The organism is Staphylococcus sp. HMSC65H10 (assembly GCF_001839185.1).
In the GTDB taxonomy this organism is placed as follows: domain Bacteria; phylum Bacillota; class Bacilli; order Staphylococcales; family Staphylococcaceae; genus Staphylococcus; species Staphylococcus simulans.
The window spans coordinates 1,328-23,414 of record NZ_KV840416.1; the positions used below are offsets into that span (position 1 = coordinate 1,328).

18 protein-coding genes and 1 pseudogene are annotated in these 22,087 nt (G+C 35.6%); 12 read left to right on the top strand and 7 right to left on the bottom strand.

What is annotated here, in order from left to right:
* The first annotated feature begins 229 nt into the window (after nt 1-229).
* The 3 genes from cdaA to glmM are packed head-to-tail and all read left to right on the top strand — an operon-like array spanning nt 230 to nt 3,352.
* Nucleotides 230-1,036 carry a diadenylate cyclase CdaA gene (gene cdaA, locus HMPREF3270_RS11120; RefSeq protein WP_002481840.1) on the top strand — a complete coding sequence of 269 codons (807 nt, stop codon included), beginning with the start codon at nt 230-232 and terminating at the stop codon, nt 1,034-1,036.
* Nucleotide 1,037: 1 nt separating this feature from the next.
* Nucleotides 1,038-1,970, top strand: coding sequence for a CdaR family protein (locus HMPREF3270_RS11125; RefSeq protein ID WP_070626516.1), 933 nt, complete (start codon nt 1,038-1,040; stop codon nt 1,968-1,970).
* A gap of 26 nt (nt 1,971-1,996) precedes the next feature.
* The gene (glmM, locus tag HMPREF3270_RS11130) at nt 1,997-3,352 is read left to right on the top strand and encodes a phosphoglucosamine mutase (protein WP_002481838.1); all 1,356 of its coding nucleotides are present in this window, start codon (nt 1,997-1,999) and stop codon (nt 3,350-3,352) included.
* Between the two features lie 106 nt (nt 3,353-3,458).
* Here glmM and HMPREF3270_RS11135 read toward each other — a convergent pair whose 3' ends face one another.
* The 4 genes from HMPREF3270_RS11135 to HMPREF3270_RS11150 are packed head-to-tail and all read right to left on the bottom strand — an operon-like array spanning nt 3,459 to nt 8,966.
* Nucleotides 3,459-4,562, bottom strand: a complete 1,104-nt coding sequence (locus HMPREF3270_RS11135) for a mannitol-1-phosphate 5-dehydrogenase (protein WP_070626515.1) — start codon at nt 4,560-4,562, stop codon at nt 3,459-3,461.
* Nucleotides 4,562-4,996 (bottom strand): PTS mannitol transporter subunit IIA, encoded by a 435-nt coding sequence (locus HMPREF3270_RS11140; RefSeq protein ID WP_002481836.1) that lies wholly within the window; start codon nt 4,994-4,996, stop codon nt 4,562-4,564. Before HMPREF3270_RS11140 ends, HMPREF3270_RS11135 begins: the two co-directional genes overlap by 1 nt.
* A gap of 6 nt (nt 4,997-5,002) precedes the next feature.
* Nucleotides 5,003-7,033 carry a BglG family transcription antiterminator gene (locus HMPREF3270_RS11145; protein WP_070848214.1) on the bottom strand — a complete coding sequence of 677 codons (2,031 nt, stop codon included), beginning with the start codon at nt 7,031-7,033 and terminating at the stop codon, nt 5,003-5,005.
* Between the two features lie 37 nt (nt 7,034-7,070).
* Nucleotides 7,071-8,966 carry a PTS mannitol transporter subunit IIBC gene (locus HMPREF3270_RS11150; RefSeq protein WP_070848213.1) on the bottom strand — a complete coding sequence of 632 codons (1,896 nt, stop codon included), beginning with the start codon at nt 8,964-8,966 and terminating at the stop codon, nt 7,071-7,073.
* A 689-nt stretch (nt 8,967-9,655) separates the two neighbouring features.
* Between HMPREF3270_RS11150 and glmS the strand changes: the two genes are divergently transcribed.
* Both glmS and HMPREF3270_RS11160 read left to right on the top strand, forming a co-directional pair.
* The gene (gene glmS / locus HMPREF3270_RS11155) at nt 9,656-11,461 is read left to right on the top strand and encodes a glutamine--fructose-6-phosphate transaminase (isomerizing) (RefSeq protein ID WP_070848212.1); all 1,806 of its coding nucleotides are present in this window, start codon (nt 9,656-9,658) and stop codon (nt 11,459-11,461) included.
* Nucleotides 11,462-11,582: 121 nt separating this feature from the next.
* Complete coding sequence (locus HMPREF3270_RS11160; protein ID WP_002481832.1) at nt 11,583-12,440, top strand: HAD family hydrolase; 858 nt, start codon at nt 11,583-11,585, stop codon at nt 12,438-12,440.
* Nucleotides 12,441-12,495: 55 nt separating this feature from the next.
* Here the strand turns inward: HMPREF3270_RS11160 and HMPREF3270_RS11165 are convergent, their stop codons facing one another.
* The gene (locus tag HMPREF3270_RS11165; protein WP_070626511.1) at nt 12,496-13,599 is read right to left on the bottom strand and encodes a hypothetical protein; all 1,104 of its coding nucleotides are present in this window, start codon (nt 13,597-13,599) and stop codon (nt 12,496-12,498) included.
* Between the two features lie 129 nt (nt 13,600-13,728).
* Between HMPREF3270_RS11165 and HMPREF3270_RS11170 the strand changes: the two genes are divergently transcribed.
* A complete protein-coding gene (locus HMPREF3270_RS11170; protein WP_070848211.1) occupies nt 13,729-14,463 on the top strand; it encodes a metallophosphoesterase family protein in 735 nt (244 codons plus the stop codon).
* 93 nt (nt 14,464-14,556) lie between these two features.
* On the opposite strand, the gene HMPREF3270_RS11175 is transcribed toward HMPREF3270_RS11170, so the two are convergent.
* Together HMPREF3270_RS11175 and HMPREF3270_RS11180 are read right to left on the bottom strand one after the other, a co-directional pair.
* Nucleotides 14,557-15,504: a cation diffusion facilitator family transporter gene (locus tag HMPREF3270_RS11175; protein ID WP_070848210.1), complete on the bottom strand. Its 948-nt coding sequence runs from the start codon at nt 15,502-15,504 to the stop codon at nt 14,557-14,559.
* Between the two features lie 12 nt (nt 15,505-15,516).
* On the bottom strand, nt 15,517-15,822 hold the full coding sequence (locus HMPREF3270_RS11180) for an ArsR/SmtB family transcription factor (protein ID WP_070848209.1): 306 nt from the start codon (nt 15,820-15,822) through the stop codon (nt 15,517-15,519).
* Between the two features lie 170 nt (nt 15,823-15,992).
* On the opposite strand from HMPREF3270_RS11180, the gene HMPREF3270_RS11185 reads away from it, so the two are divergent.
* From HMPREF3270_RS11185 to manA, 6 genes and pseudogenes are all read left to right on the top strand, one after another.
* A complete protein-coding gene (locus tag HMPREF3270_RS11185; RefSeq protein WP_070848208.1) occupies nt 15,993-16,655 on the top strand; it encodes an SDR family oxidoreductase in 663 nt (220 codons plus the stop codon).
* 121 nt (nt 16,656-16,776) lie between these two features.
* Nucleotides 16,777-17,475 carry a FadR/GntR family transcriptional regulator gene (locus HMPREF3270_RS11190; RefSeq protein ID WP_070848207.1) on the top strand — a complete coding sequence of 233 codons (699 nt, stop codon included), beginning with the start codon at nt 16,777-16,779 and terminating at the stop codon, nt 17,473-17,475.
* A gap of 279 nt (nt 17,476-17,754) precedes the next feature.
* Nucleotides 17,755-18,489: a (Fe-S)-binding protein gene (locus tag HMPREF3270_RS11195; RefSeq protein ID WP_070848206.1), complete on the top strand. Its 735-nt coding sequence runs from the start codon at nt 17,755-17,757 to the stop codon at nt 18,487-18,489.
* A 1-nt stretch (nt 18,490) separates the two neighbouring features.
* Nucleotides 18,491-19,928: pseudogene (locus HMPREF3270_RS11200) on the top strand (LutB/LldF family L-lactate oxidation iron-sulfur protein).
* Nucleotides 19,928-20,620 (top strand): LutC/YkgG family protein, encoded by a 693-nt coding sequence (locus HMPREF3270_RS11205; RefSeq protein ID WP_023016319.1) that lies wholly within the window; start codon nt 19,928-19,930, stop codon nt 20,618-20,620. Before HMPREF3270_RS11200 ends, HMPREF3270_RS11205 begins: the two are co-directional and overlap by 1 nt.
* 518 nt (nt 20,621-21,138) lie before the next feature.
* Nucleotides 21,139-22,077 carry a mannose-6-phosphate isomerase, class I gene (gene manA / locus HMPREF3270_RS11210; protein WP_070848205.1) on the top strand — a complete coding sequence of 313 codons (939 nt, stop codon included), beginning with the start codon at nt 21,139-21,141 and terminating at the stop codon, nt 22,075-22,077.
* Nucleotides 22,078-22,087: the final 10 nt, after the last annotated feature.

The window sequence follows — 22,087 nt, forward strand, 5'->3', positions numbered from 1 at the left end:
AGAGGGTCAGAGGTTCGAATCCTCTATGGCTCACTCTTGCACCCTTGTGATAAGGGTGCTTTTTTTATTGCATTTTTTCCTTTGCTATTTGAATTCAAGTATATAATTCAATTGTGTATGTATTTTTATTCTAAGCTAAAGGGGGATGTATGCTATAATTTATATGTATGAGCGCTGTAATAATCAATCATACAGCATTCATTGTAATTAGGTTACCGGAGGAGATGCTATGAATTTTGGCGGCATTTTTGAAAATTTCAATACGGTAAAGTTAATAACAAGTATTCTAGACTTGCTTATAGTCTGGTATGTGATTTATCTGTTAATCACAGTATTCAAAGGTACTAAAGCAATCCAACTACTCAAAGGTATCATTGTTATTGTAATTGGTCGTTGGGTCAGTGCTGCTTTAGACTTGACTACTACTGCAAGATTGTTTGATATGGTTATCCAATGGGGGTTCTTAGCTATCATTGTGATCTTCCAACCAGAAATCAGACGTGCACTTGAGCAGTTAGGTAGAGGTAACCTGTTTAAACGCTATGTTGCTAATTCATCAGCAGATCAAGAGAAATTGATTAAAGCAGTTGGCGGAGCAGTACAATACATGGCCAAACGAAGAATTGGTGCTTTAATTGTGTTTGAGAAAAAGACAGGTCTTCAAGATTACATTGAGACAGGTATACCAATGGATTCTGATATTTCACAAGAGCTTTTGACGAATGTCTTTATTCCTAATACACCGTTGCATGATGGTGCAATGATTATTCAAGGAACAAAGATTGCAAGTGCTGCTTGTTATTTACCACTTTCTGATAGTTCTAAGATTTCAAAGAGTTTAGGAACAAGACACCGTGCTGCAGTAGGTATCTCAGAAGTTTCTGATGCATTTACCGCAGTGGTATCTGAAGAAACTGGTTCTATTTCTGTAACGTTTGATGGAAAATTACGTAAAGACATCTCACTAGAAGTCTTTGAAGAATTATTAGCTGAACATTGGTTTGATACAAGACTTCCAAAGAAAGGCGTGAAGTAGAATGTTTGAGAGCAAATGGGGTTTAAGATTTGTAGCATTTGTCTTAGCATTAGCTTTCTTTTTAACAGTGAACAATGTCTTTGGAGATATCTTTGGAACATCTAAACTATCACAAACTTCAACACGCACAATTTCGAATGTACCTGTAGAAGCTACATATAACAGTAAAAATTTATACGCTTCAGGCATACCTGACAGCGTAGACGTTCAAATTAAAGGTACACAATCCAAAGTGTTGAAAGCAGAACAATCAGATGACATTAAAGTCGAATTAGATCTAACTAAAACATCATTAGGTCGTCACAAAGTTGATTACGTTATTAAAGGTTTGGATAATGAAGTAGAGGGTACTGTTAATCCTAAACAAGCGACTGTTAATCTTGAGAAGAAAGTAACAAAGATGATGACAGTAACGCCTGATGTGAGTGAATCGTACATCAATTCTAACTATCAAATCAAAAATCAAACTGTGACACCAAAGAAAGTTAAAGTGATAGGTGGACAACATCAAGTAGATAGTATTGCTTACTTAAAAGCAACATTCAAAAATGATACAGATATCAACGACGATACAACAGATGTCGGTGAAATTGTAGCTTTTGATAAAAACTTGAAGAAACTTGATGTGATTACAAAACCAAGCACTGTTAATATTACTGTAGAGTTAGAACCTTACAGCAAGAAAGTAGATATTAAAAAGAAAGTTATCGGTAAATCAAATTCTAAGTTAAATGCTGATAATGTTAATTTGTCTAAACAACAAATTGAAATTTTTGGAAATAGAGATGAGTTAAGTGATATCCATAGTGTAACAGCAGTGGTTGATTTAGCAGACTTCGAAAATTCAGATGAAGCTGCTGTGAAGATGGAATTACCTGACAAAGTTAAAGATGCTGATGCGGGCGATATCAAAGCTACTATATCAGCGAAATAAATTAAGCATTAAAGGAGAATTTTGAAATGGGCAAATATTTTGGGACAGACGGAGTCAGAGGTGTAGCAAACGAAGAATTAACTCCAGAGCTGGCTTTTAAACTAGGTAGATACGGCGGTTATGTTTTAGCGCACAATGAAGACAAGAAGCATCCACAAGTCCTTGTAGGACGTGATACACGTGTTTCTGGGGAAATGTTGGAATTTGCGTTAATCGCAGGTTTAATTTCTATCGGTGCTGAAGTAATGCGATTAGGCGTTATTTCTACACCAGGTGTAGCATACTTAACAAAAGAAATGGATGCTGAATTAGGTGTTATGATTTCAGCTTCTCATAATCCAGTGGCAGATAATGGAATTAAATTCTTCGGCTCAGACGGCTTTAAATTATCTGATGATCAAGAACAAGAAATTGAAGCACTATTAGACGAAGAAAATCCTGACTTACCACGTCCAATCGGAAATGATATTGTTCAGTATTCGGACTACTTCGAAGGTACTCAAAAATACTTAAGCTATATAAAATCAACTGTCGATGTTAATTTTGAAGGTTTAAAAATTGCGTTAGATGGCGCAAATGGTTCAACATCACAACTTGCACCATTCTTATTCGGTGATTTAGAAGCTGATACAGAAGTTATTGGTTGCAGCCCAGACGGCTACAATATCAATGACGGTGTCGGATCAACGCATCCTGAAGCTTTAGCGCAAACAGTTGTGGAAACTGAAAGCGATTTTGGTTTAGCTTTTGATGGAGATGGAGACCGTTTAATTGCTGTCGATGAAAAAGGTAACATTGTTGATGGTGACCAAATCATGTTCATTATTGGTCAAGAAATGTCTAAAAACCAAGAATTGAACGACAACATGATTGTTTCTACTGTTATGAGTAACTTAGGTTTCTACAAAGCATTAGAAGCAGAAGGCATCAAATCTAATAAAACTAAAGTTGGCGACCGTTATGTAGTAGAAGAAATGCGTAGAGGTAATTACAACCTTGGTGGTGAACAATCAGGCCACATCGTAATGATGGACTACAATACTACAGGTGATGGTTTATTAACAGGTGTACAATTAGCAGCTGTTGTGAAATTAACAGGTAAACCATTAAGCGAACTTGCTGAACAAATGAAAAAATACCCACAATCATTAATTAACGTACGTGTAACAGATAAATATGCAGTGACTGATAATGCTGATGTTAAGGCAGAAATGGACCGCGTAGAAGCTGACATGAACGGTGAAGGACGCATTTTAGTACGTCCTTCAGGTACAGAGCCATTAGTACGTGTAATGGTAGAAGCTGCAACAGATGAAAAAGCTGAAAGCTATGCACAACAAATTGCAGATGTAGTTAAAGAAAAAATGGGTTTAAATGAATAATTAACTTTGAAGAACTGAGACTGGTAAGAAAGTCTCAGTTTTTTGATTTGTGGTACAAAAATAGACTGAAGCTGTTTAAAATAGCTTCAGTCTAAATCTATATCTATTAAAGTTCTAGATAAACATCATTGATTTCTTCCGCAAGTGGTTCATTAATTTGTGCATATTCTTCTAAGAAATCCATTGCTCCATGCTTCTCAATGTATTCATCTTTCTTAACTGTCTCTTCATCATTTTTATCATGATATTTAAGCAAGTAAGCAGCTGCTTGAACTAAACCTTGATGTTCTAAGTCTTTATCATAAAGATAAGCAAGTGGCTTAATTATACGATCTTTAGGACCAATTTTACGTAAAGTACCTCTACCAACTCTTGTTACATCATCTGAAAGATATGGATTTTTGAAACGATTGATTATTTTTTCTACATAAGCTCGTTGTTCATCTTGAGAGAATCCAAATACTTCAGTAATATATTGGCTTGTTTCACTCAATACTTGACGTAGGCCTTCTTCAATATTACGGTCTTCTACAGCTTCTAGTACTGTTTGATAGCCATGATATTGACCGGCATAAGCTAAATAAGCGTGACCAGTATTAACTGTCATTAATTTACGTTCAATATATGGTGTTAAATCGTCAACATATTTAATGTGTTCTAACTCTTTACCATACCAAGCATCTTTTTCAACAACCCATTCAAAGAAAGGTTCAACTAACACATCTAAAATATTATCTTGTGTTTGTTTTGGAACAATACGATCCACTGCTGAATTAGCGAAATGAATTTCATCTGATAGAGGACCTGTAATTGAAAGTACTGCAGATTTTAATGTATCTGTTGCCATAATTGCATTTTCACAGGCAACTACATTTACAGGTTTTGTTCTTTCTTGAAGTGCAGGTGCAATGGATTTTGCGATAATCGGTAACAGATTAACACCTACAGCTGTAGTAATAATATCCGCTTCTAATAAGGCATCATGTAATTTTTGTGGATTATCTTTTGAGTTAATTGCATCAACGCCATTAATTGTCGTAGTTGTTTTATCTTCGTCTGCAAGAATAACTTGGTATGCTTGGTCTTGATTTAATGCATCTACAATCTCAGCGTTAACATCTGAGAAAGTGACATCTACATTGTTTTCAGATAAGATTTGGCCGATAAATCCTCGACCAATATTACCTGCACCAAAATGTACTGCTTTCATTATGCATCAGCCTCCTCAAAGACAGCTTTAATTTCTTCAGCACTTTGTGCATTTAAAATACGTTCAACATTTTCTTCTTCGCTGAAAGTAATTGCGATTTTAGATAATAAATCTAAATGCTCGCCATCTTTACCGGCAATACCAACGATGACTTTAGCAGTTTCGTCTCCCCATTGAACACCGTCAGGTACTTGTAGTAATGTAAGTCCTGATTGCAATACTGCATTTTTTGCTTCTTCTGTACCATGAGGAATCGCTAAACCATTACCCATGTAAGTAGAAACAACTTCTTCTCTATCTTTCATCGCTTGAATATAAGAATCAGTTACAGCACCAGCGTCTATTAAAGCTTGTCCAGCTTTTTCAATAGCTTCTTCTTGGTTCTTGAAAGATTGATTTAAAAAGATATTTTCATTACTGAATAGTTCTGACATAAATAATCACTCCGTTAATAAAATTTGTTTTGTTTCTCTAATAAAAGCCTTCTTCATCTCATCTATAATTTCGTTAGGATTTTGCATTAATTCATCAATTCGATGTAAATTACATGTAATTACTTCTGAAATGGCACTAACGATAGGTGAGGATGGGCTATCTTCTGGTAAAAACATGCTGATTAAATAATTGATGGTATGTTCTTGATTTTGTTCAACGATAGTTAATGGTTGTTTTAACCTTGTAATTAATACCATTGGCTTTACAATCAGCGCATGTTTTAGATGTGGTAGTCCTATAGGATAGGGAGCTAATGTAATGCTTCTATCCTCTGCATATGTTTTTAATACTTGTTTAAATTGTGATTTGCTTAGAATACTTTTATGTTTAGCTAATCGTTTCGCTAAATAATCTTGCCAATTTGTGATTGTTGCATCTTCAACATAAATATTTTCAATCACATCCAAATACCTTTGAATGGTCTCAATAATCTGATCCTGATTTAAAGATGAAATCTTGCTTGATGAACTAGAAGTCACTCTGTTTTCGTTTGCTTGTGTGTTCAAGTAGTTAGAAACATATTTGATATCTGCATCCGGTAATAATGGATTGACTTGAATATAATGTTCATTAATATCTAATGCTAAAGTAGAAATAATACCATCATAAGCATTGAGATTTAATTGTTTTAAATCACTTAATGATGCTTGCTTAGTTTGTGTAATTTCTGGAAAAGTTTGTTGTAAGCGTGTGGCTAGCACACGACTGGTACCTATACCAGAACTACATACAACTAACACATGATAATCTGGTAGACTATTAGCTTTTAGTGAACCCCCAAAATGCAAAACAACAAAAGTAATTTCACTATCTGGAAAGTAAAGCTCAGGCCAAATCTTCGATAAACTATTTGAGACACTGTTATAAAGTTTTGGATATTTATTTTTAATCATCTCTGTCAGAGGATTATGTGTTTCAATATTAGCGTTTAAACGGTTCATCGCAGGTATTAAATGTAATTTTAACCCCGCAGCTAAATTCGATTTATTTACAAATGAATATTGAGAACTTTCTTCTACCAGGTGAATCAATTGTTGGATTTTGTAATTGTTATCTAACAGTTCTTCAGATTGATAGTCTTCGTGTTTTCTTTTAGCACCGCGTAAATGTATCGTAATAAAAGTGATTTCTGCTTTGTTGAAAGTTACGTCATAAATGTGTGATAGTTGTTTAGTTAATGAGGAAGCAATGTTATATTCCTCTGTATCTTTGACTGATTGATAAATCGTTTCGTCAATAGAAACATTTTCACCGTGTTTAATGCGGTCAATGCTCAATACAATATGAACAGTCAGCGTTAAATAACTCGCTTCTGTCAATGTATAGGGTAGAGCACTAAGGTAATCCATTAATACACGCTCAACTTGGAAAATATGATCAAGTTCTACCATTGAAAGTTGAGAAGTGTTTAATGATTGATATACAAAGTGATTTTCTATGACCGAGTAAACACTGGTGCTATTTAAATTTTCAACCATAAGATGACTCAACATCTCGCGTTTCTTTGCTTCTGAACCATTTAAGCTGACACCAGCACCTCGTCGTCGTTCTAATTCGAGTTGGTATTCTGATGCATCTTGTTCTAATTCATCGAGCAACTTTGTCAACGTAGTCTGAGCAACACCAATTTCATGTGCTAAACTATATTGCTTTATAGGTTCTCTACTTTGTATCAATGCATATAAAATAATGGTTTTTTGTTCAGCAGTTGTCAGGTCTAAAGCAGCAATGTTGCTAAGCTCTGTTTGGAGTTTAGCAATTGCTGCTTGTGAACCTTCTAACTGGATACCTTTATTGGGAATTCTATCGATTTGTAAATTTAGTTCAGACAAATCTTGTTCTAAAATTTTAAGTTCACGGTGTATCGTACGTGATGAAACGGCGAGTTGTTGTGCAATATCATAAATAGTCATATATTGGCCGTGCGATTTAATGAGTAACTCTAAGATTGCTTTTTCTCTGTTGCTTAACAACATAGGCCTCACCTGCATTCCTTTTTAAAGAAGTTCTAATCTATTGTTGGTCTTCTTTAAGGTTATTAATCAATTCTTCATATTTAGGCGAGTTCAAGAAATTATCCACCGAAATATGAACAGCATTGGGTGCTTGTTTGATAGCACGGTCTGTCAATTTATTTTGCGTAATTACAAGTTGTGCATCACTTGGTAATTGGTTGATCGCTGTGTTAGTGACCTTGATATGATCAAGACCAGCTTTCTTGAACTTGTTACGTAACATGCTGGCGCCCATAGCACTAGAACCCATACCTGCATCACATGCGAAAATAACATGATTAATATTGTCATAGTTATGAGCATCAACATCTTCAGTGTTGTATTGTTCAGTCAAGTCTTCTTGGCTGTTTGTTGCTGAAGCAGTTGTAGTTGAACCATTTTGGTCTTCTTTCAAGTTATTAATCAATTCTTCATATTTAGGCGAGTTCAAGAAGTTCTCTACTGAAATATGAATCGCATCAGGTACTTGCTTGATAGCGCGATCTGTTAATTTTTTCTGAGTAATAACAAGTTCTGCATCGCTTGGTAATTGATTAATCGCTGTGTTAGTCACTTCAATGTTTTCAAGACCAGCTTTCTTGAACTTGTTTCTTAACATGCTGGCACCCATAGCACTAGAACCCATGCCTGCGTCACAAGCAAAAATGACATGTTGAACATTATTGTAATTGTGTGCGTCGACATCTTCAGTGTTGTATTTGTCTAAAAGGGCATCACCATCAACTTGTGAAGTTGAAGCGGCTTGTGTCTGCTCATTAGATTTGCTTTCTGTATTACTACTTAATTTAGATGCAACACTTGATTTTTTACCTTTAGTAGCTTCCATTTTAGCTGTAGCGTCTGCAAGATCTTGTTTAGGGTCTTTCGTAAATTTCAAGATTAAAGCAGAAACCACGAATGAAACAAGTGCTGCTAAAAGTACACCAATAATCATGCTTAAGAATTCACCTTTAGGTGCGTTGATAATATAAACAATGATTGATCCTGGTGAAGCAGGTGTTTTAAATCCAAAGTCTAATAATGAATAAGTTGCTACACCTGTCATACCGCCTAAAATAACTGCTACGAATAAGAAAGGTCTCATCAATACGTATGGGAAGTAAATTTCATGAATCCCACCAAAGAATTGAATGATACCAGCACCATAAGATGTTGCTTTGGCAGTACCTTTACCAAAAATCATGTATGCGAGAAGGACACCAATACCTGGTCCAGGGTTAGATTCAATTGTATATAAAATAGATTGACCTACATGTGAAGCTTGGTCTGCACCAAGTGGTGTGAAGACACCATGGTTGATTGCATTATTTAAGAACACAATTTTTGCTGGTTCAACAATAATGCTGACTAACGGTAATAAATGTGCATGTACTAATGCTTCTACACCAACAGATAAAAGATGCATAATTAACTTCATAATAGGTGCTAAAATCTTAAAACCGAAAATAGTCATGATGAAACCTAAAATACCAGCAGAGAAATTATTGAATAACATCTCGAATCCTTGTGGTGTTCTAGGTTGGATGAATTCATCTGTTTTCTTCATAAGCCAACCAACAAGCGGCCCCATAATCATTGCGCCGAGTAACATTGGTGTATCAGGCAGTGCAACAATAACCCCCATCGTTGCAGTAGCTGCGATAATACCACCGCGTAAATCATGAATCAGACGTCCACCGCTGAAAGCAATTAGTAATGGGATCAGATAAGTAATCATTGGTCCTGCTAATTCAGCTAAATCTTTGTTAGGTAACCAACCATTATCAATGAAGATCGCTGCAATAAAGCCCCACGCGATAAATGCACCGATATTTGGCATAATCATACTGCTCAGAAATGAGCCGAATGCTTGGACCTTACGTCCAATCCCTTTATTTTCCTGTGAATTTGACATTGTCATCCACCTCTCTTAATAACTTTGATATAGCTCAATTTTAAGACTGACATGGATGCGGTTACAATCTAATCTAAATGGTACTTTGTCACAGAGATAATGACATTTATAAAATAGCCTATATATAATAGTAGAAACATAATTTGAAATAGAAAAAATTTGCAGTTAGCAAAAAACTTTAGAGTGTAAGCGGATACAGGTTGTGAAAATAGTTGCATTTATAAAATCACTCATTGTAAAATACTTATATTACGTGTAAAAGGGGGATAGACAGGTTAAACCATAATTATAGCGCCCGTACAATGACAAGCTGGAATTTGCGTAGATTTATATCTTAGAGCAGAAGATGTAATAGCAAGCATAGCTTTAAATTGTCGACGAGGAAGACAGTGATCGGATTATCGGCGGATGCTGTCTCGGATAAGGTCAGTCGTAAGTTTACAAGGTAAAACATTGAGGTGACTCGATGCACAAAGTTTGTAAACAGACCCAAGTTTATATTTTTGAACGGTACTCACACAAGGGGATTAGTACGTCTATTTTGTAGAGTTCAAGTGAGAAGGGACTCTATAAAGTAAATTTAGGCGGCATCAATTTATATTCGATACAAAAAAATTTAATATGAAACTGAAAGATTCCCCCGTGAAAAGGGTAACCGTTAGGAATGAAGAATACGGAGGAATTGAATTATGTGTGGAATTGTAGGATATATCGGATATGATAATGCGAAAGAAGTATTGTTAAAAGGCTTAGAGAAATTAGAGTACAGAGGTTATGACTCTGCAGGAATTGCACTTGTGAATGATGAAGGTACGACAGTATTTAAAGAAAAAGGTCGTATTGCAGATTTAAGAAATGTAGCTGACAACAGTGATGTAGATGGAACAGTAGGAATTGGTCATACACGTTGGGCGACACATGGTGTGCCGAACTATGAAAACTCTCATCCGCATCAATCAGCATCTAAACGCTTTACTTTAGTTCACAATGGTGTGATTGAAAACTATGAAGAATTACGTGATCAGTACGTATCAGATGTGAATTTCTTATCTGAAACAGATACTGAAGTTATCGTACAATTAGTAGAACATTTCTCAAATGAAGGCTTATCTACTGAAGAAGCTTTCACTAAAGTCGTTAAATTACTACATGGTTCTTATGCCTTAGCATTATTAGACGAAGAAGACCACGATACAATCTACGTGGCGAAAAATAAATCACCATTATTAATCGGTGTTGGTGAAAAATTCAACGTTGTTGCATCAGATGCTTTAGCAATGTTGCAAGTAACAAATGAATATAAAGAAATTCACGATCATGAAATTGTTATTGTTAAACGCGATTTAGTTGAAATCAAAGATTTAGATGGCAATGTACAAGATCGTGAAACGTACACTGCTGAAATCGATGCGGCTGATGCTGAAAAAGGTGTTTATGATCATTACATGTTAAAAGAAATTCATGAACAACCTGCAGTTATGCGTCGTATTATTCAAGAATATCAAGATGACAACGGCGACTTGAAAATGGACAATGCGATTATCGATGAAGTCGCACAAGCTGACCGTATTTATATTATCGCAGCAGGTACAAGTTATCATGCAGGTTTAGTAGGTAAAGAATTTATCGAAAAATGGGCAGGTGTCCCAACAGAAGTACATGTCGCTTCTGAATTCGTATATAACACACCATTATTATCTAAAAAACCATTATTCATCTATATTTCACAATCAGGTGAAACAGCAGACAGTCGTGCTGTATTAGTTGAAATGAAAAAACGTGGTCATAAAGCATTAACAGTAACAAACGTACCAGGTTCAACACTTTCACGTGAAGCGGACCATACATTATTATTACATGCTGGACCAGAAATCGCTGTAGCTTCTACAAAAGCTTATACAGCACAAATTGCAGTACTTGCTATCTTGTCTCAAATTGTGGCTAAACGTCATGGCCAAGAAGAAACTGTAGACTTATTACAAGAACTTGCGAAAGTCGCAAATGCGATGGAAGCAATTGTAGACGATGCTGAATACATGGAACAAATTGCGAAAGATTTCTTAGCAACTACTCGTAATGCCTTCTTTATCGGTCGTACAATTGACTATAATGTCAGCTTAGAAGGTGCATTAAAATTAAAAGAAATTTCATATATTCAAGCAGAAGGATTTGCTGGCGGAGAATTAAAACACGGTACAATTGCTTTAATTGAAGATCAAACACCAGTGATTGCTTTAGCAACACAAGAGAATGTTAATCTATCAATTCGCGGTAACGTTAAAGAAGTTGCTGCACGTGGTGCGCATACTTGCATTATCTCAATGGATGGATTAAACAAAGCAGGGGACACTTATGTCATTCCTCAAGTAAATGAATTGTTAACACCACTTGTATCTGTGGTTCCATTACAATTGATTGCATACTATGCAGCATTACACCGTGATTTAGATGTGGATAAACCACGTAATTTAGCAAAATCAGTCACAGTAGAATAATTGATTATTAACGAAACTGTCATTCTCTTTGCAGAGTGGCAGTTTTTTACTTGAAGAAAGTTGCGAAAACAGTCTGAAAATGCCATAATCAAGGCGATAACAACAACTTGGAGGAAAAGTAATGGATAATGTAAAAGCGATATTCTTAGATATGGATGGAACGATTTTACAAGAAAATAATAGAGTATCAGATAAAACAACAGAAACAATCAAACAATTACGTCAAAATGGATACAAAGTCTTTATTGCGACAGGACGTTCATTTGATGAAATTGAACATTTAACACCTGAAAACTTTGAAATTGATGGTGTTATCTCATCTAACGGTACAAGAGGAGACGCAGAGGGTGTCACTATTTTTGAACATAGTCTGACATATGAAGCAGTAACTGAAATTGTAGAAAGTGCTAAAGCACAACATATTTATTATGAAGTCTTTCCATTTAGCGGTAAGCGTATGATTTTAAAAGAAGACCGTGAATGGATTGAAGCAACTTGTGCAGGCGATACACCACCGAATAATGTAGGTATCAGTGAATGGAATTCTCGTAAGCATGCTTTAAATGGCAACGTGAACTGGGTAGATACATTACCGCAAATGCAATTTTCTAAAATTTATATGTTCACACCAGATTTAGAGAAAATCACGAAATTCAGAGAACATTTAATTGATGAACAGAAACAACTAGAAATCACAGTTTCCAACTCATCACGTTTTAATGCAGAAACAATGGCAGAAGGTATCGATAAAGGAACAGGTATTAAAGAAATGATTGAACACTTTAATATTCCTCAATCAGATACACTTGTAATTGGTGACAGTGATAACGACCGTTCTATGTTTGCTTTCGGTCATTATACAGTCGCAATGAAAAACGCACGCCCTGAAATTCAAGCACTGACAAAAGACGTCACTTCTTATACAAATGATGAAGATGGTGCAGCACGTTATTTAGAATCTAATCTTTTGAATCAATAAATAGAAAAAGCGTATGAAGGACTTGTTATAATTCCTTCATACGCTTTCTTATTGCTTATTTTTTAAATTCATCAGAACGTTCATCAATCTCTTTATTCTTTGATTGTAAGTGATCAAAAGTTGTATCTTGATAAACTTCTTTATCATTTTCTTTTGCAGTTTCTTTCGTTTCTGTTTCTTTAACAGGAGCTGTTGTTTCTTCTTGTTCTTTTTGTTCTGCTTTTGCTTGTTGTTTACGTTGTTGACGAGAAGGTGCACGGTGAGGTACAACCCCATCAGTCACTGTACTGAAGAATGCGATAATCGCATTAACGTTTAAGTAATAAACGACAATTCGTACGATGATAATAATGACTAGTAAAACAACTGTTAAAACGCCTGCCACATTTTGTGAAATACTTCTTGTAGAGAATGCGACAAGTTGAGAAACAGGTGTTTCTAGAATAATAACAATTAAATCTAATACTACAAGTCCAAGTAATAGTTTGAACCATGAATGATGACCATTTTTCATAGATTTAAATGCGTGTTTAACATCTTGGAATGCACCGGCCTGACGGTCTTTAAAGTATGCGACTGTATATGCAATCATGATGTATGTGAATGTCCAAATAAAGAATGATAATACAATCGCTAAAATAGTTAGCGCGATCAATTGAACAGCGATGTATACACCGACATGTTCCATAAAGTAACTTTGTCCGCTTCTCAACAACGCTCCGATACCTAAACTGAACAATTGAGTCAGTAAGTAACGAATCAGACTCAGTATCGCGATAAAGAGTAAAGTAAACAATGCTAATTTAACAGCTCTTAAATAGCTGCCTTTTTTAAATGCTTCTAAAGCATCAAGCAAACTAACTTTTTCTTTATGGATACCTTTATAAATAATATTGATGGCACCTGCAGCCAGGTGATATCCAACAAAAATAAAGAAAGCTAATGGTATGATAAGACTGATAATCACCGGTAATAAAATTTGCGGTGACATAGATTGATACATCATCGCCATAATAAACATCGAGATACTCTGTGTTAACGGCTGTAATGTCAATCCAGTCAGTAATAGAAAGACAATAAATGTTAGAATACTAAAAAGAGCTATTTTAACATTTTGCGGTTTTGCGTTTTGTATTGCATGTTTATGAAATTTAAACAATGGCTTAGCACTCCTTTGATATGATATAAACACAATATCAAAAAAATGCTTGGTTTCAAATTAAAAAATCAAGATTATAAGCAAAATGTAATGTTTTGTTTCATTATAAACTTTAATGAGGGTGATAGTATGAAATTTGCAGTATTTACAGATGTCCACGGAAACATGGATGCATTGGCTACAGTCTTAAGAGACATTGATAGAAGAGGGGATATTGATCATATTTACAATTTAGGAGATATTATTGGAATCGGTCATAATACGAATGAAGTTTTAGGTATGGTCACTTCACGCGATGATATTACATCAATTGCAGGCAACCATGACGAAGCAATTATGTCAGTCATCAATCAAACACCATATCCAGAAGATTTAAAAGATAAGTTTTACGAACATCATCATTGGATTGCTGAACATTTAAACCCACAGTATTACGAGTATTTAAATCAATTACCGAGAACGTTTAACTTAGAAGTGGCCGGCCAAAAAGTATTAGGTATTCATTATGAAATTGAAAATATGATGTTAGAACAACCTATAGATAAAGTGCCGTTCAGTCCAATTGTTGAACCGACAGCATCGCATATGTCACATCTATTTAAAGATAAAGAAGCGGATTTGATTCTATTCGGTCATAATCATACGTTGCATCATTTTATTTATGAAGATGTTGCTTACTTTAATCCAGGTTCAGTAGGATTGAATCGTGCACCTTATACAGTATATGGTATTGTGACTATTACACCTGAACAATTCAATATCGAACATGTCAGAGTAGCTTATGATAATACACGTTTCATTGATGGCTTCGAACAAAAAGATGTGCCAGGCCAACAATTGATATTTGATAAATTTATTCAATAGAGAACGCTTATTAACAACAGACTAAAAAAACGACGTTTCAGTGATTGCTGAGACGTCGTTTTTTAATATCATATAAATATTCATTTGAATGTTTTAAGGTGTCACGACATGTGAACATAATGTTTCGCGACTATGTTCATTTTGGTCAGACTCTAATTGAATCGTCATATGATGCACATTAAGTTCGTTTAATTGATGTTCAATACGTTTAAGCAATGCCTCGCACTCTTTGATAGATAATGTATCACTTACGACTGCATGACAACTGAATGCATTTAAATCATTAGAAATCGTCCAAATATGACAGTCATGCACATTTTGGATTTCTGTTTCAGCACGTACCGTTTCAACCACTTGATCAATATCGATATCTTTGGGTGTACCTTCCATCAAGATATTAAGTGAATCTTTGATTAAACCGTAACTACTTTTAAGGAGTAATAAAGACACCAACATACTTGCAATAGGATCAGCGATAGTAAAATGGAAAGCCCAAATTAAGAATGCGGCAACAATCGCACCTAATGAACCAAGTAAATCACCTAAGACATGTAAGAATGCGCCGCGCATATTAATATTATGTTCCGTATCTCCGCCACGCAACATAATCCAAGCCACTACAATGTTGACCACTAAACCAATGACACTGATGATAAACATTTCAGTAGAAAGGACTTCAGGAGGTGCTGCAAATCTTCGAATGGCTTCAATCATAATGCCGATACTGATAACGAGTAATAAAACACCATTAAATAAAGCAGCTAAGATTTCAAAACGTTTATAACCAAAGGTCATGTTCATGGTCGCATGACGTTCAGCATATTTAAATGCGAATAATGCTAAGCCAAGAGAAAAGGCATCACTAAGCATATGTACACCATCTGATAGCAAGGCTAAACTGTTCGCAAAGAATCCTCCGATTAATTCAACGACCATAAAGGATGCGATAATAATAAAAGAAAAAGCTAAAACACGTTTGTTGTCGGTATGCACATGATGATGGTGATGATGATGTGCATGTTCATGAGAATGATTCATAATAAAACTTCCTTTCTAATCAACCGGGTGCTCTGCATGATGGATGGCTTGTGAAAGCAGTGTAACTACGTGTTGATCATCAAGCATATAAATTTTAGATTGACCTTGTCGTTGATCTTTAACTAATTCAGCATGACGCAGTACCTTTAATTGATGCGACACATTTGACTGCGAAAGTTTGAGCGTATGGCTGATGTGACCTACACTGCAAGGTCCTTGTTCAAGTAAGTGCATAATTCGGATACGGTTGGGTTCACTTAAGGCTTTGAAAATCTCCGTCACTTGTGCGAGTGTACGGCCGCTTAATTCTTGATGTGACATTACTTCCACTCCTCTTATTAATATATGAACATGTATTCATATATAATGTACATCGATTGTATGTATAAGTCAATATCAGAAAACAATGTCTGTTTTGGGTTAACAAATGAAGGGAACAGTCATAGCATATAACTAATAAAAAGAGTTAAAACAGATAAGGAGTGAAGTCGTTGAGTATTTTATTCTTAGGTGCCAATGGTGGTGTTGGCCATTATGCAGTAAAACAATTAAAAGAAGCAAACCAAGATGTAACAGCAGCTTATCGTAAAGAAGAACAAGTGAGTAAAGCAAAAGAAGAAGGTTATCAAGCAGAACTTGTAGATGTTGAAAATGATACGATTGATGACCTTACAAAGAAATTCAAAGGCTTTGAACAAGTGGTCTTTTCTGTTGGTTCAGGTGGTAGTACTGGTGCAGATAAAACAATCATTGTTGATTTAGATGGTGCAGTTAAAGCTATTGAAGCAAGTAAACAAGCAGGCGTGAAACACTTTGTGATGGTTTCTACATTTGATTCTCGTCGTGAAGCGTTTGATAGTGTACCAGAACTAAAACCTTATACTATTGCGAAACATTATGCAGATAATCATTTACGTGATTCAGGCTTGTACTATACGATTGTGCATCCTGGTGCTTTATTAGATGATCCAGGTACTGGCAAAGTAACGATTGCTGCTCAGTTAGAAGAAGCGGGCAGTGTGCCACGTGAAGACGTTGCATCTGTCATAGTAAATGTCTTGAGCGACAAAGCATATCAAGGCGGAGAATTCCAAGTCGTTAGTGGCGATGAAGCAATTGATACAGCGTTGACTCAATATTATCAAAACAAATAATCATGATTATAAAATTTGTTTAGGAAGGTCTTTGATGGCCTTCTTTTTTATATGTAATATAGTAAGTTTATGAAGGAATTTGTTATAATTAAGAAGATAAAACTATGGAGGTCAAAAGTCGATGAAAATTTCGAAAACAAAGATATATGAAAAAATTGCCGACATCTTGTTAGAACAAATTAAATCTGGTGAATATGCTGTCGGGGACAAATTGCCTTCCATTCAAGCGCTAGCAAAAGACTACGGTGTCAGTGTGGCATCTGTACGAGAAGCTTTTAATGCGTTACGTACAATCGGGGTCATTGAAATCAAACAAGGCTATGGGACGTTCGTGACTAAAAAAGAACCGGTGTTCTTTGATTTGAATGAATCAAGTTTGACGCGCAAACAAATTGAAGACTTATTAGAGTTACGAGAAGTTGTGGAACTTGCGACAGTACAAAAAGCTGCGACACATCGAACTGATGAAGATTTAGAAGCGTTATCTTCTGCATTGCAATTGATGCAGAAAGCAGTAGGTGATGGAACATCAGGTGAAGCGGCTGATTTAAAGTTCCATTTAGCAATTGCCAGATCAGCACAAAATGATATGTTATTTGATTTATTGAATAATATTTCTGATGTGATTCAAGAAACAATGAAAGAAACGCGCAGAGTGTATTTATTTGATAAAGAGAAAGCATTACGCCGTTTATATGAAGAACATCAAAAGATATATCAAGCGATTGAACAACAAGATTCAGATAAAGCTGTTCAACAAATGAAATCACATTTAGCAGAAGTACGTGATACAATTCTAGAAAATATTCGCCAAAAATAAACATTAGGAACAAGTCTCATGAAATAGAGGCTTGTTTTTATTTTGCTTAAAAACTGTTCGCGAAATCAAAAAAGTTTGAACAAATTGTTAAACATCTGATGACTAGATGTTTAAATAGCGCTATAATGTACGAGTAATCGTTTCTATTCTTAATCTAAACAGTAATTGTTGTGGGGATGATTACTGCTGCTTTCATGATTAAGAATCTAGAAATCATTAAAAATTTAATAGGGCATATACGTTCACGTAACATGCGCGAGCGGGGAAAGGGTGTAAAATATGAAAGTCAGTTTATTCTCAACTTGTTTAGTTGAAGCTTTCCATACACGCATTGGTGTTGCGACAGTGGAATTGCTTGAAAGATTAGGCTGTGAAGTAGATTATCCAACAGCACAAGTATGCTGCGGACAACCAGCTTACAACTCAGGTTATTTTGATGATGCAAGACAATCAGCTAAACAAATGATTAAAGCATTTAAAGATTCAGATTATGTTGTCGCACCATCTGGTTCTTGTATTACTATGTTTAAACATTATCCAAGTTTATTTGAAAAGGATCCTGTAATGCATAAAGAAGCTATCGCATTGGCAGATAAATCTTATGAGCTTACTCAATTTATCGTTAATGTATTAGGTGTAACAGATGTTGGTGCATCATTAGAAGGTAAAGCAACAATTCATCCATCTTGTCATATCACACGTGTATTAGGCGTTGTGAATGAACCGAAAGAACTATTAAGTCATGTGAAAGGATTAGAATTAGTAGAATTACCTCAGTATTATAACTGCTGCGGTTTCGGTGGTACATTCGCTGTAAAAATGGCTGATGTCTCTAGTGAAATGGTTGATGAAAAAGCACATTGCGTTGATGAAACAGGGGCTGATTACTTAATCGGTGCTGATGCCAGCTGTTTAATGAATATCGAAGGACGTTTAAAACGTATCAATAGTAAAGTAAAAGTACTTCATATTGCGGAAGTGTTGAATCATCAACTTGAAGGGGTGGTGCATTAAGATGGGTATGCGTATCGGAGAAAAAACATTCAAAGAAGCCTTCAAAGTTGAGAAACAAAATAAATTCATGCGTGGTGCGGTAAGTTCTGCACAAGATGGCTTAAGAGTTAAAAAATTAAAAGCACAAGAAGAACTTGGCAACTGGGAAGAATGGCGTCAACTTTCTGCAGAAATTCGTCAACATACATTAGAAAACTTAGATTATTATTTGAATCAGTTATCTGAAAATGTTGCGAAACTTGGCGGTCATGTATACTTCGCAGAAACAAAAGAAGAAGCTTCTAACTATATTGCTGAAGTAGTTAAAAAGAAAAATGCTAAAAAAAATCGTGAAGTCAAAATCCATGGTTACTGAAGAAATCAATATGAACCATGTCCTACAAGATACAGGGGCTGAAGTTGTTGAAACTGACTTAGGTGAATATTTACTACAAATTGATGAAGAAGATCCGCCATCACATATCGTTGCACCTGCATTGCATAAAAACCGCGGTCAAATCCGTCGTGTGTTACATGCGAAAGAAGGCTATGAAGGTACTGATGATCCGACAGAAATGGCACGCTTTGTACGTAAAATTATGCGTGAAAAATTCTTAGCTGCAGAAGTCGGTATTACAGGATGTAACTTTGCGGTTGCTGATAGTGGCAGCTTCTGCTTAGTTACCAATGAAGGTAATGCACGTATGTCTACAACTGTACCTAAAACACAAATCACAGTTATGGGTATGGAACGTATCGTACCATCATTTAAAGAAATGGAAGTATTAGTCGGTATGTTATCTCGTAGTGCAGTAGGTCAAAAATTACCAAGTTACGTCACTACATTAACAGGTCCTCGTGGTGAAGGTGAAATCGACGGACCAGAAGAATTCCATTTAGTTATCGTAGATAATGGACGTTCAACAATTTTAGGTACACAATTCCAAGAAATCTTACAATGTATCCGTTGTGGTGCATGTATGAACGTATGTCCAGTGTACCGTCATTCAGGCGGCCACAGTTATGGTTCTATTTATCCAGGACCAGTCGGTGCAGTTTTATCACCATTACTCGGCGGTTATGAAGAATATGGTCAATTACCATATGCATCATCACTATGTGCCGCATGTTCTGAAGCATGTCCAGTTAAAATTCCGCTTCACGACTTACTCTTAAAACACCGTCAAGTCGAAGCAGAAGAACTTAAAAAATCAGCATTAGGTGAACGTCTGGTTATGAAAGGTTTCGGTATCGGTACAACTAAACCGCATCTTTTCCAATATAGTATCAAAATGGCAGGACCAGCCCTCAAACCGTTTGCGAATAAAGACGGTTGGGTTGAAAAAGGTCCAAAACCATTACACGCTTGGACACAATCCAGAGATTTCCCAACACCTGAAAAAGAACGTTTCAATCACTGGATGAAAGAACATTTGAAACAGAAAGAGGGTAATCACTAATGACTGGTTCAGTTTCTAATAAAGACAAATTCCTAGCAAATATTCAAAACGCCTTAGAACGTAAAACACCAGAGAAAGTCATCAAACCTGAATGGTCAGTTCAACCACAATACAAAACTTTATCTGACTTATCACAAGATGAATTAGTCGACCACTTAGAACAAGAATGTAAAAACATTCATACTGCATTTGTGAAAACAACTACAGCACAATTGAATGAAACATTGAAAGAAACAATTGAACAGTTTGGCGGCAACCCAGTTGTACGTTTTGATGATCCACGCTTTGATCAATACCACATTGATTTAAGCGCATTTGAAACAACAGTATGGGATGAAGCACGTCCTGAAGAAAGTAAAGCAGCAGCACAAACTGCACAAGTGGGTATTACTTTCAGTGATTATTGTTTAAGTGAAAGCGGCACAATCGTGCTATTTTCAGGCAAAGGACGCGGTCGTGCAGTAAGTTTAATGCCTGAAACTTATATTGCGATTATTCCTAAATCGAATATTGTTCCAAGATTTACTCAAGCAGCAGACGGCTTATTCGATAAAAACCAAGAAGATGCACGTTTCCCATCATGTGTAAACTTCATTACTGGTCCATCTAACTCAGCTGATATCGAAATGAATTTAGTTGTGGGTGTACATGGTCCAGTGAAAGCGGCTTATATTGTTGTAGAAGATATCTAGAAACCATAAATTAATTATATAAAAATGCATAAATCCCCGAACCATACAATTAACAGTATGACTCGGGGATTTCTCTGTATTTAAAAAGACCTAAGCTTTTCCAGGGCTTAGGTCCTTATGCAAATTTTTTATCAGTGTGAGCTGCATCAGCAACCCGTTCGATATTAATCATTTTTATTACCTTATGTAGCATATGTTAAGGTATTATTAACATACTTCTATTATAAAGGGTAACAGACAGCTAGCACAAGCAATAATTAACAGAAAATGTAGATTTAATAGAGAAAATGATAAAAAATATCAAAAGTATAAAAAAGAATGTGAAAAAAACATACATTGATTGAAATTTTGATGATTAAGTTTTGTAAAAAAATTATGGATACTACCACCCTGAACAAAATATTGTTATAATATGCTAGATAACGCTAACATGAATGAATCCATCAAGAAATCAGAGATAAAAATATCGATACATAGTAAGGTACGGTTTGAAAAAGTAGCGGAGGTGGACAGTTTCAATGCCATTGTTTTTAGACCCGATTTTTAAAGAAAGAATTTGGGGGAGTCACCATTTATCAAAATATGGTTATTCATTACCTGAATCAGATATTGGAGAAATATGGACGATTTCTGCGCACCAACATGGTGACAGTGTCATTTCAAATGGTCCATTTAAAGGTCAAACACTTAGCTATGTTTGGCAAACACATAAAGAATTATTTGGAGATTTTCCAAGTGCGCAATTTCCATTAATGGTTAAAATGATAGATGCACAAGAAGCATTGTCGGTACAAGTACATCCAGATACTGCTTATGCCTATGAGCATGAAGACGGTGATTTCGGTAAAAAGGAATGCTGGTACATTATTGAAGCGGATGAAGATGCTGAAATTATCTATGGTTTGAATACAGAGTCTAAAGATGACTTTGTAGAAGCTTTAGATCAAGGTGAACACCAGGATTTATTTAAACATATCCCAGTTCAAGCAGGTGACTTTTTCTTCGTACCTAATGGTATTGTCCATGCGATTGGTAAAGGATTAGTCGTGTATGAAGTAACACAAGCTTCTGATGTCACATATCGTATTTATGATTATGAACGTGTAGATGCACAAGGACAACCGCGTGAGATGCATATCGATAAAGCCAAAGATGTCGTTGAAGTTCGTGAAGATAGTCCGAATGTGATACCAGAATCAGAAATTATTGAGAATCATAAACGAACAACATACATTACACATGATGCCTTTACAGTCGTTAAATGGGAAATCACAGGAACATTAAATTATATGAAGCCAAGAGAGTTTTGTTTAGTCACAGTGTTACATGGCGAAGGCCAATTGATTACAGATGGTGATGTTTATGAAATTGCGTCAGGCAGCAGTTTTATACTGACATCTGAGGATTTAGATAACATCTTTGAAGGTGACTTAACAGTTATGATTACGTATGTTTAAAGAAACAGAG

What these genes read in the sequence shown, in the direction of transcription:
- HMPREF3270_RS11205 (WP_023016319.1), top strand. Translation starts at nt 19,928, where the DNA reads ATGACTGGTTCAGTTTCTAATAAAGACAAATTCCTAGCAAATATTCAA.
- glmS (WP_070848212.1), top strand. Translation starts at nt 9,656, where the DNA reads ATGTGTGGAATTGTAGGATATATCGGATATGATAATGCGAAAGAAGTA.
- HMPREF3270_RS11180 (WP_070848209.1), bottom strand. Translation starts at nt 15,822, where the DNA reads ATGTCACATCAAGAATTAAGCGGCCGTACACTCGCACAAGTGACGGAG.
- cdaA (WP_002481840.1), top strand. Translation starts at nt 230, where the DNA reads ATGAATTTTGGCGGCATTTTTGAAAATTTCAATACGGTAAAGTTAATA.
- HMPREF3270_RS11145 (WP_070848214.1), bottom strand. Translation starts at nt 7,033, where the DNA reads ATGTTGTTAAGCAACAGAGAAAAAGCAATCTTAGAGTTACTCATTAAA.
- HMPREF3270_RS11125 (WP_070626516.1), top strand. Translation starts at nt 1,038, where the DNA reads ATGTTTGAGAGCAAATGGGGTTTAAGATTTGTAGCATTTGTCTTAGCA.
- HMPREF3270_RS11160 (WP_002481832.1), top strand. Translation starts at nt 11,583, where the DNA reads ATGGATAATGTAAAAGCGATATTCTTAGATATGGATGGAACGATTTTA.
- HMPREF3270_RS11135 (WP_070626515.1), bottom strand. Translation starts at nt 4,562, where the DNA reads ATGAAAGCAGTACATTTTGGTGCAGGTAATATTGGTCGAGGATTTATC.
- HMPREF3270_RS11140 (WP_002481836.1), bottom strand. Translation starts at nt 4,996, where the DNA reads ATGTCAGAACTATTCAGTAATGAAAATATCTTTTTAAATCAATCTTTC.
- HMPREF3270_RS11190 (WP_070848207.1), top strand. Translation starts at nt 16,777, where the DNA reads ATGAAAATTTCGAAAACAAAGATATATGAAAAAATTGCCGACATCTTG.
- glmM (WP_002481838.1), top strand. Translation starts at nt 1,997, where the DNA reads ATGGGCAAATATTTTGGGACAGACGGAGTCAGAGGTGTAGCAAACGAA.
- HMPREF3270_RS11150 (WP_070848213.1), bottom strand. Translation starts at nt 8,966, where the DNA reads ATGTCAAATTCACAGGAAAATAAAGGGATTGGACGTAAGGTCCAAGCA.
- HMPREF3270_RS11170 (WP_070848211.1), top strand. Translation starts at nt 13,729, where the DNA reads ATGAAATTTGCAGTATTTACAGATGTCCACGGAAACATGGATGCATTG.
- manA (WP_070848205.1), top strand. Translation starts at nt 21,139, where the DNA reads ATGCCATTGTTTTTAGACCCGATTTTTAAAGAAAGAATTTGGGGGAGT.
- HMPREF3270_RS11195 (WP_070848206.1), top strand. Translation starts at nt 17,755, where the DNA reads ATGAAAGTCAGTTTATTCTCAACTTGTTTAGTTGAAGCTTTCCATACA.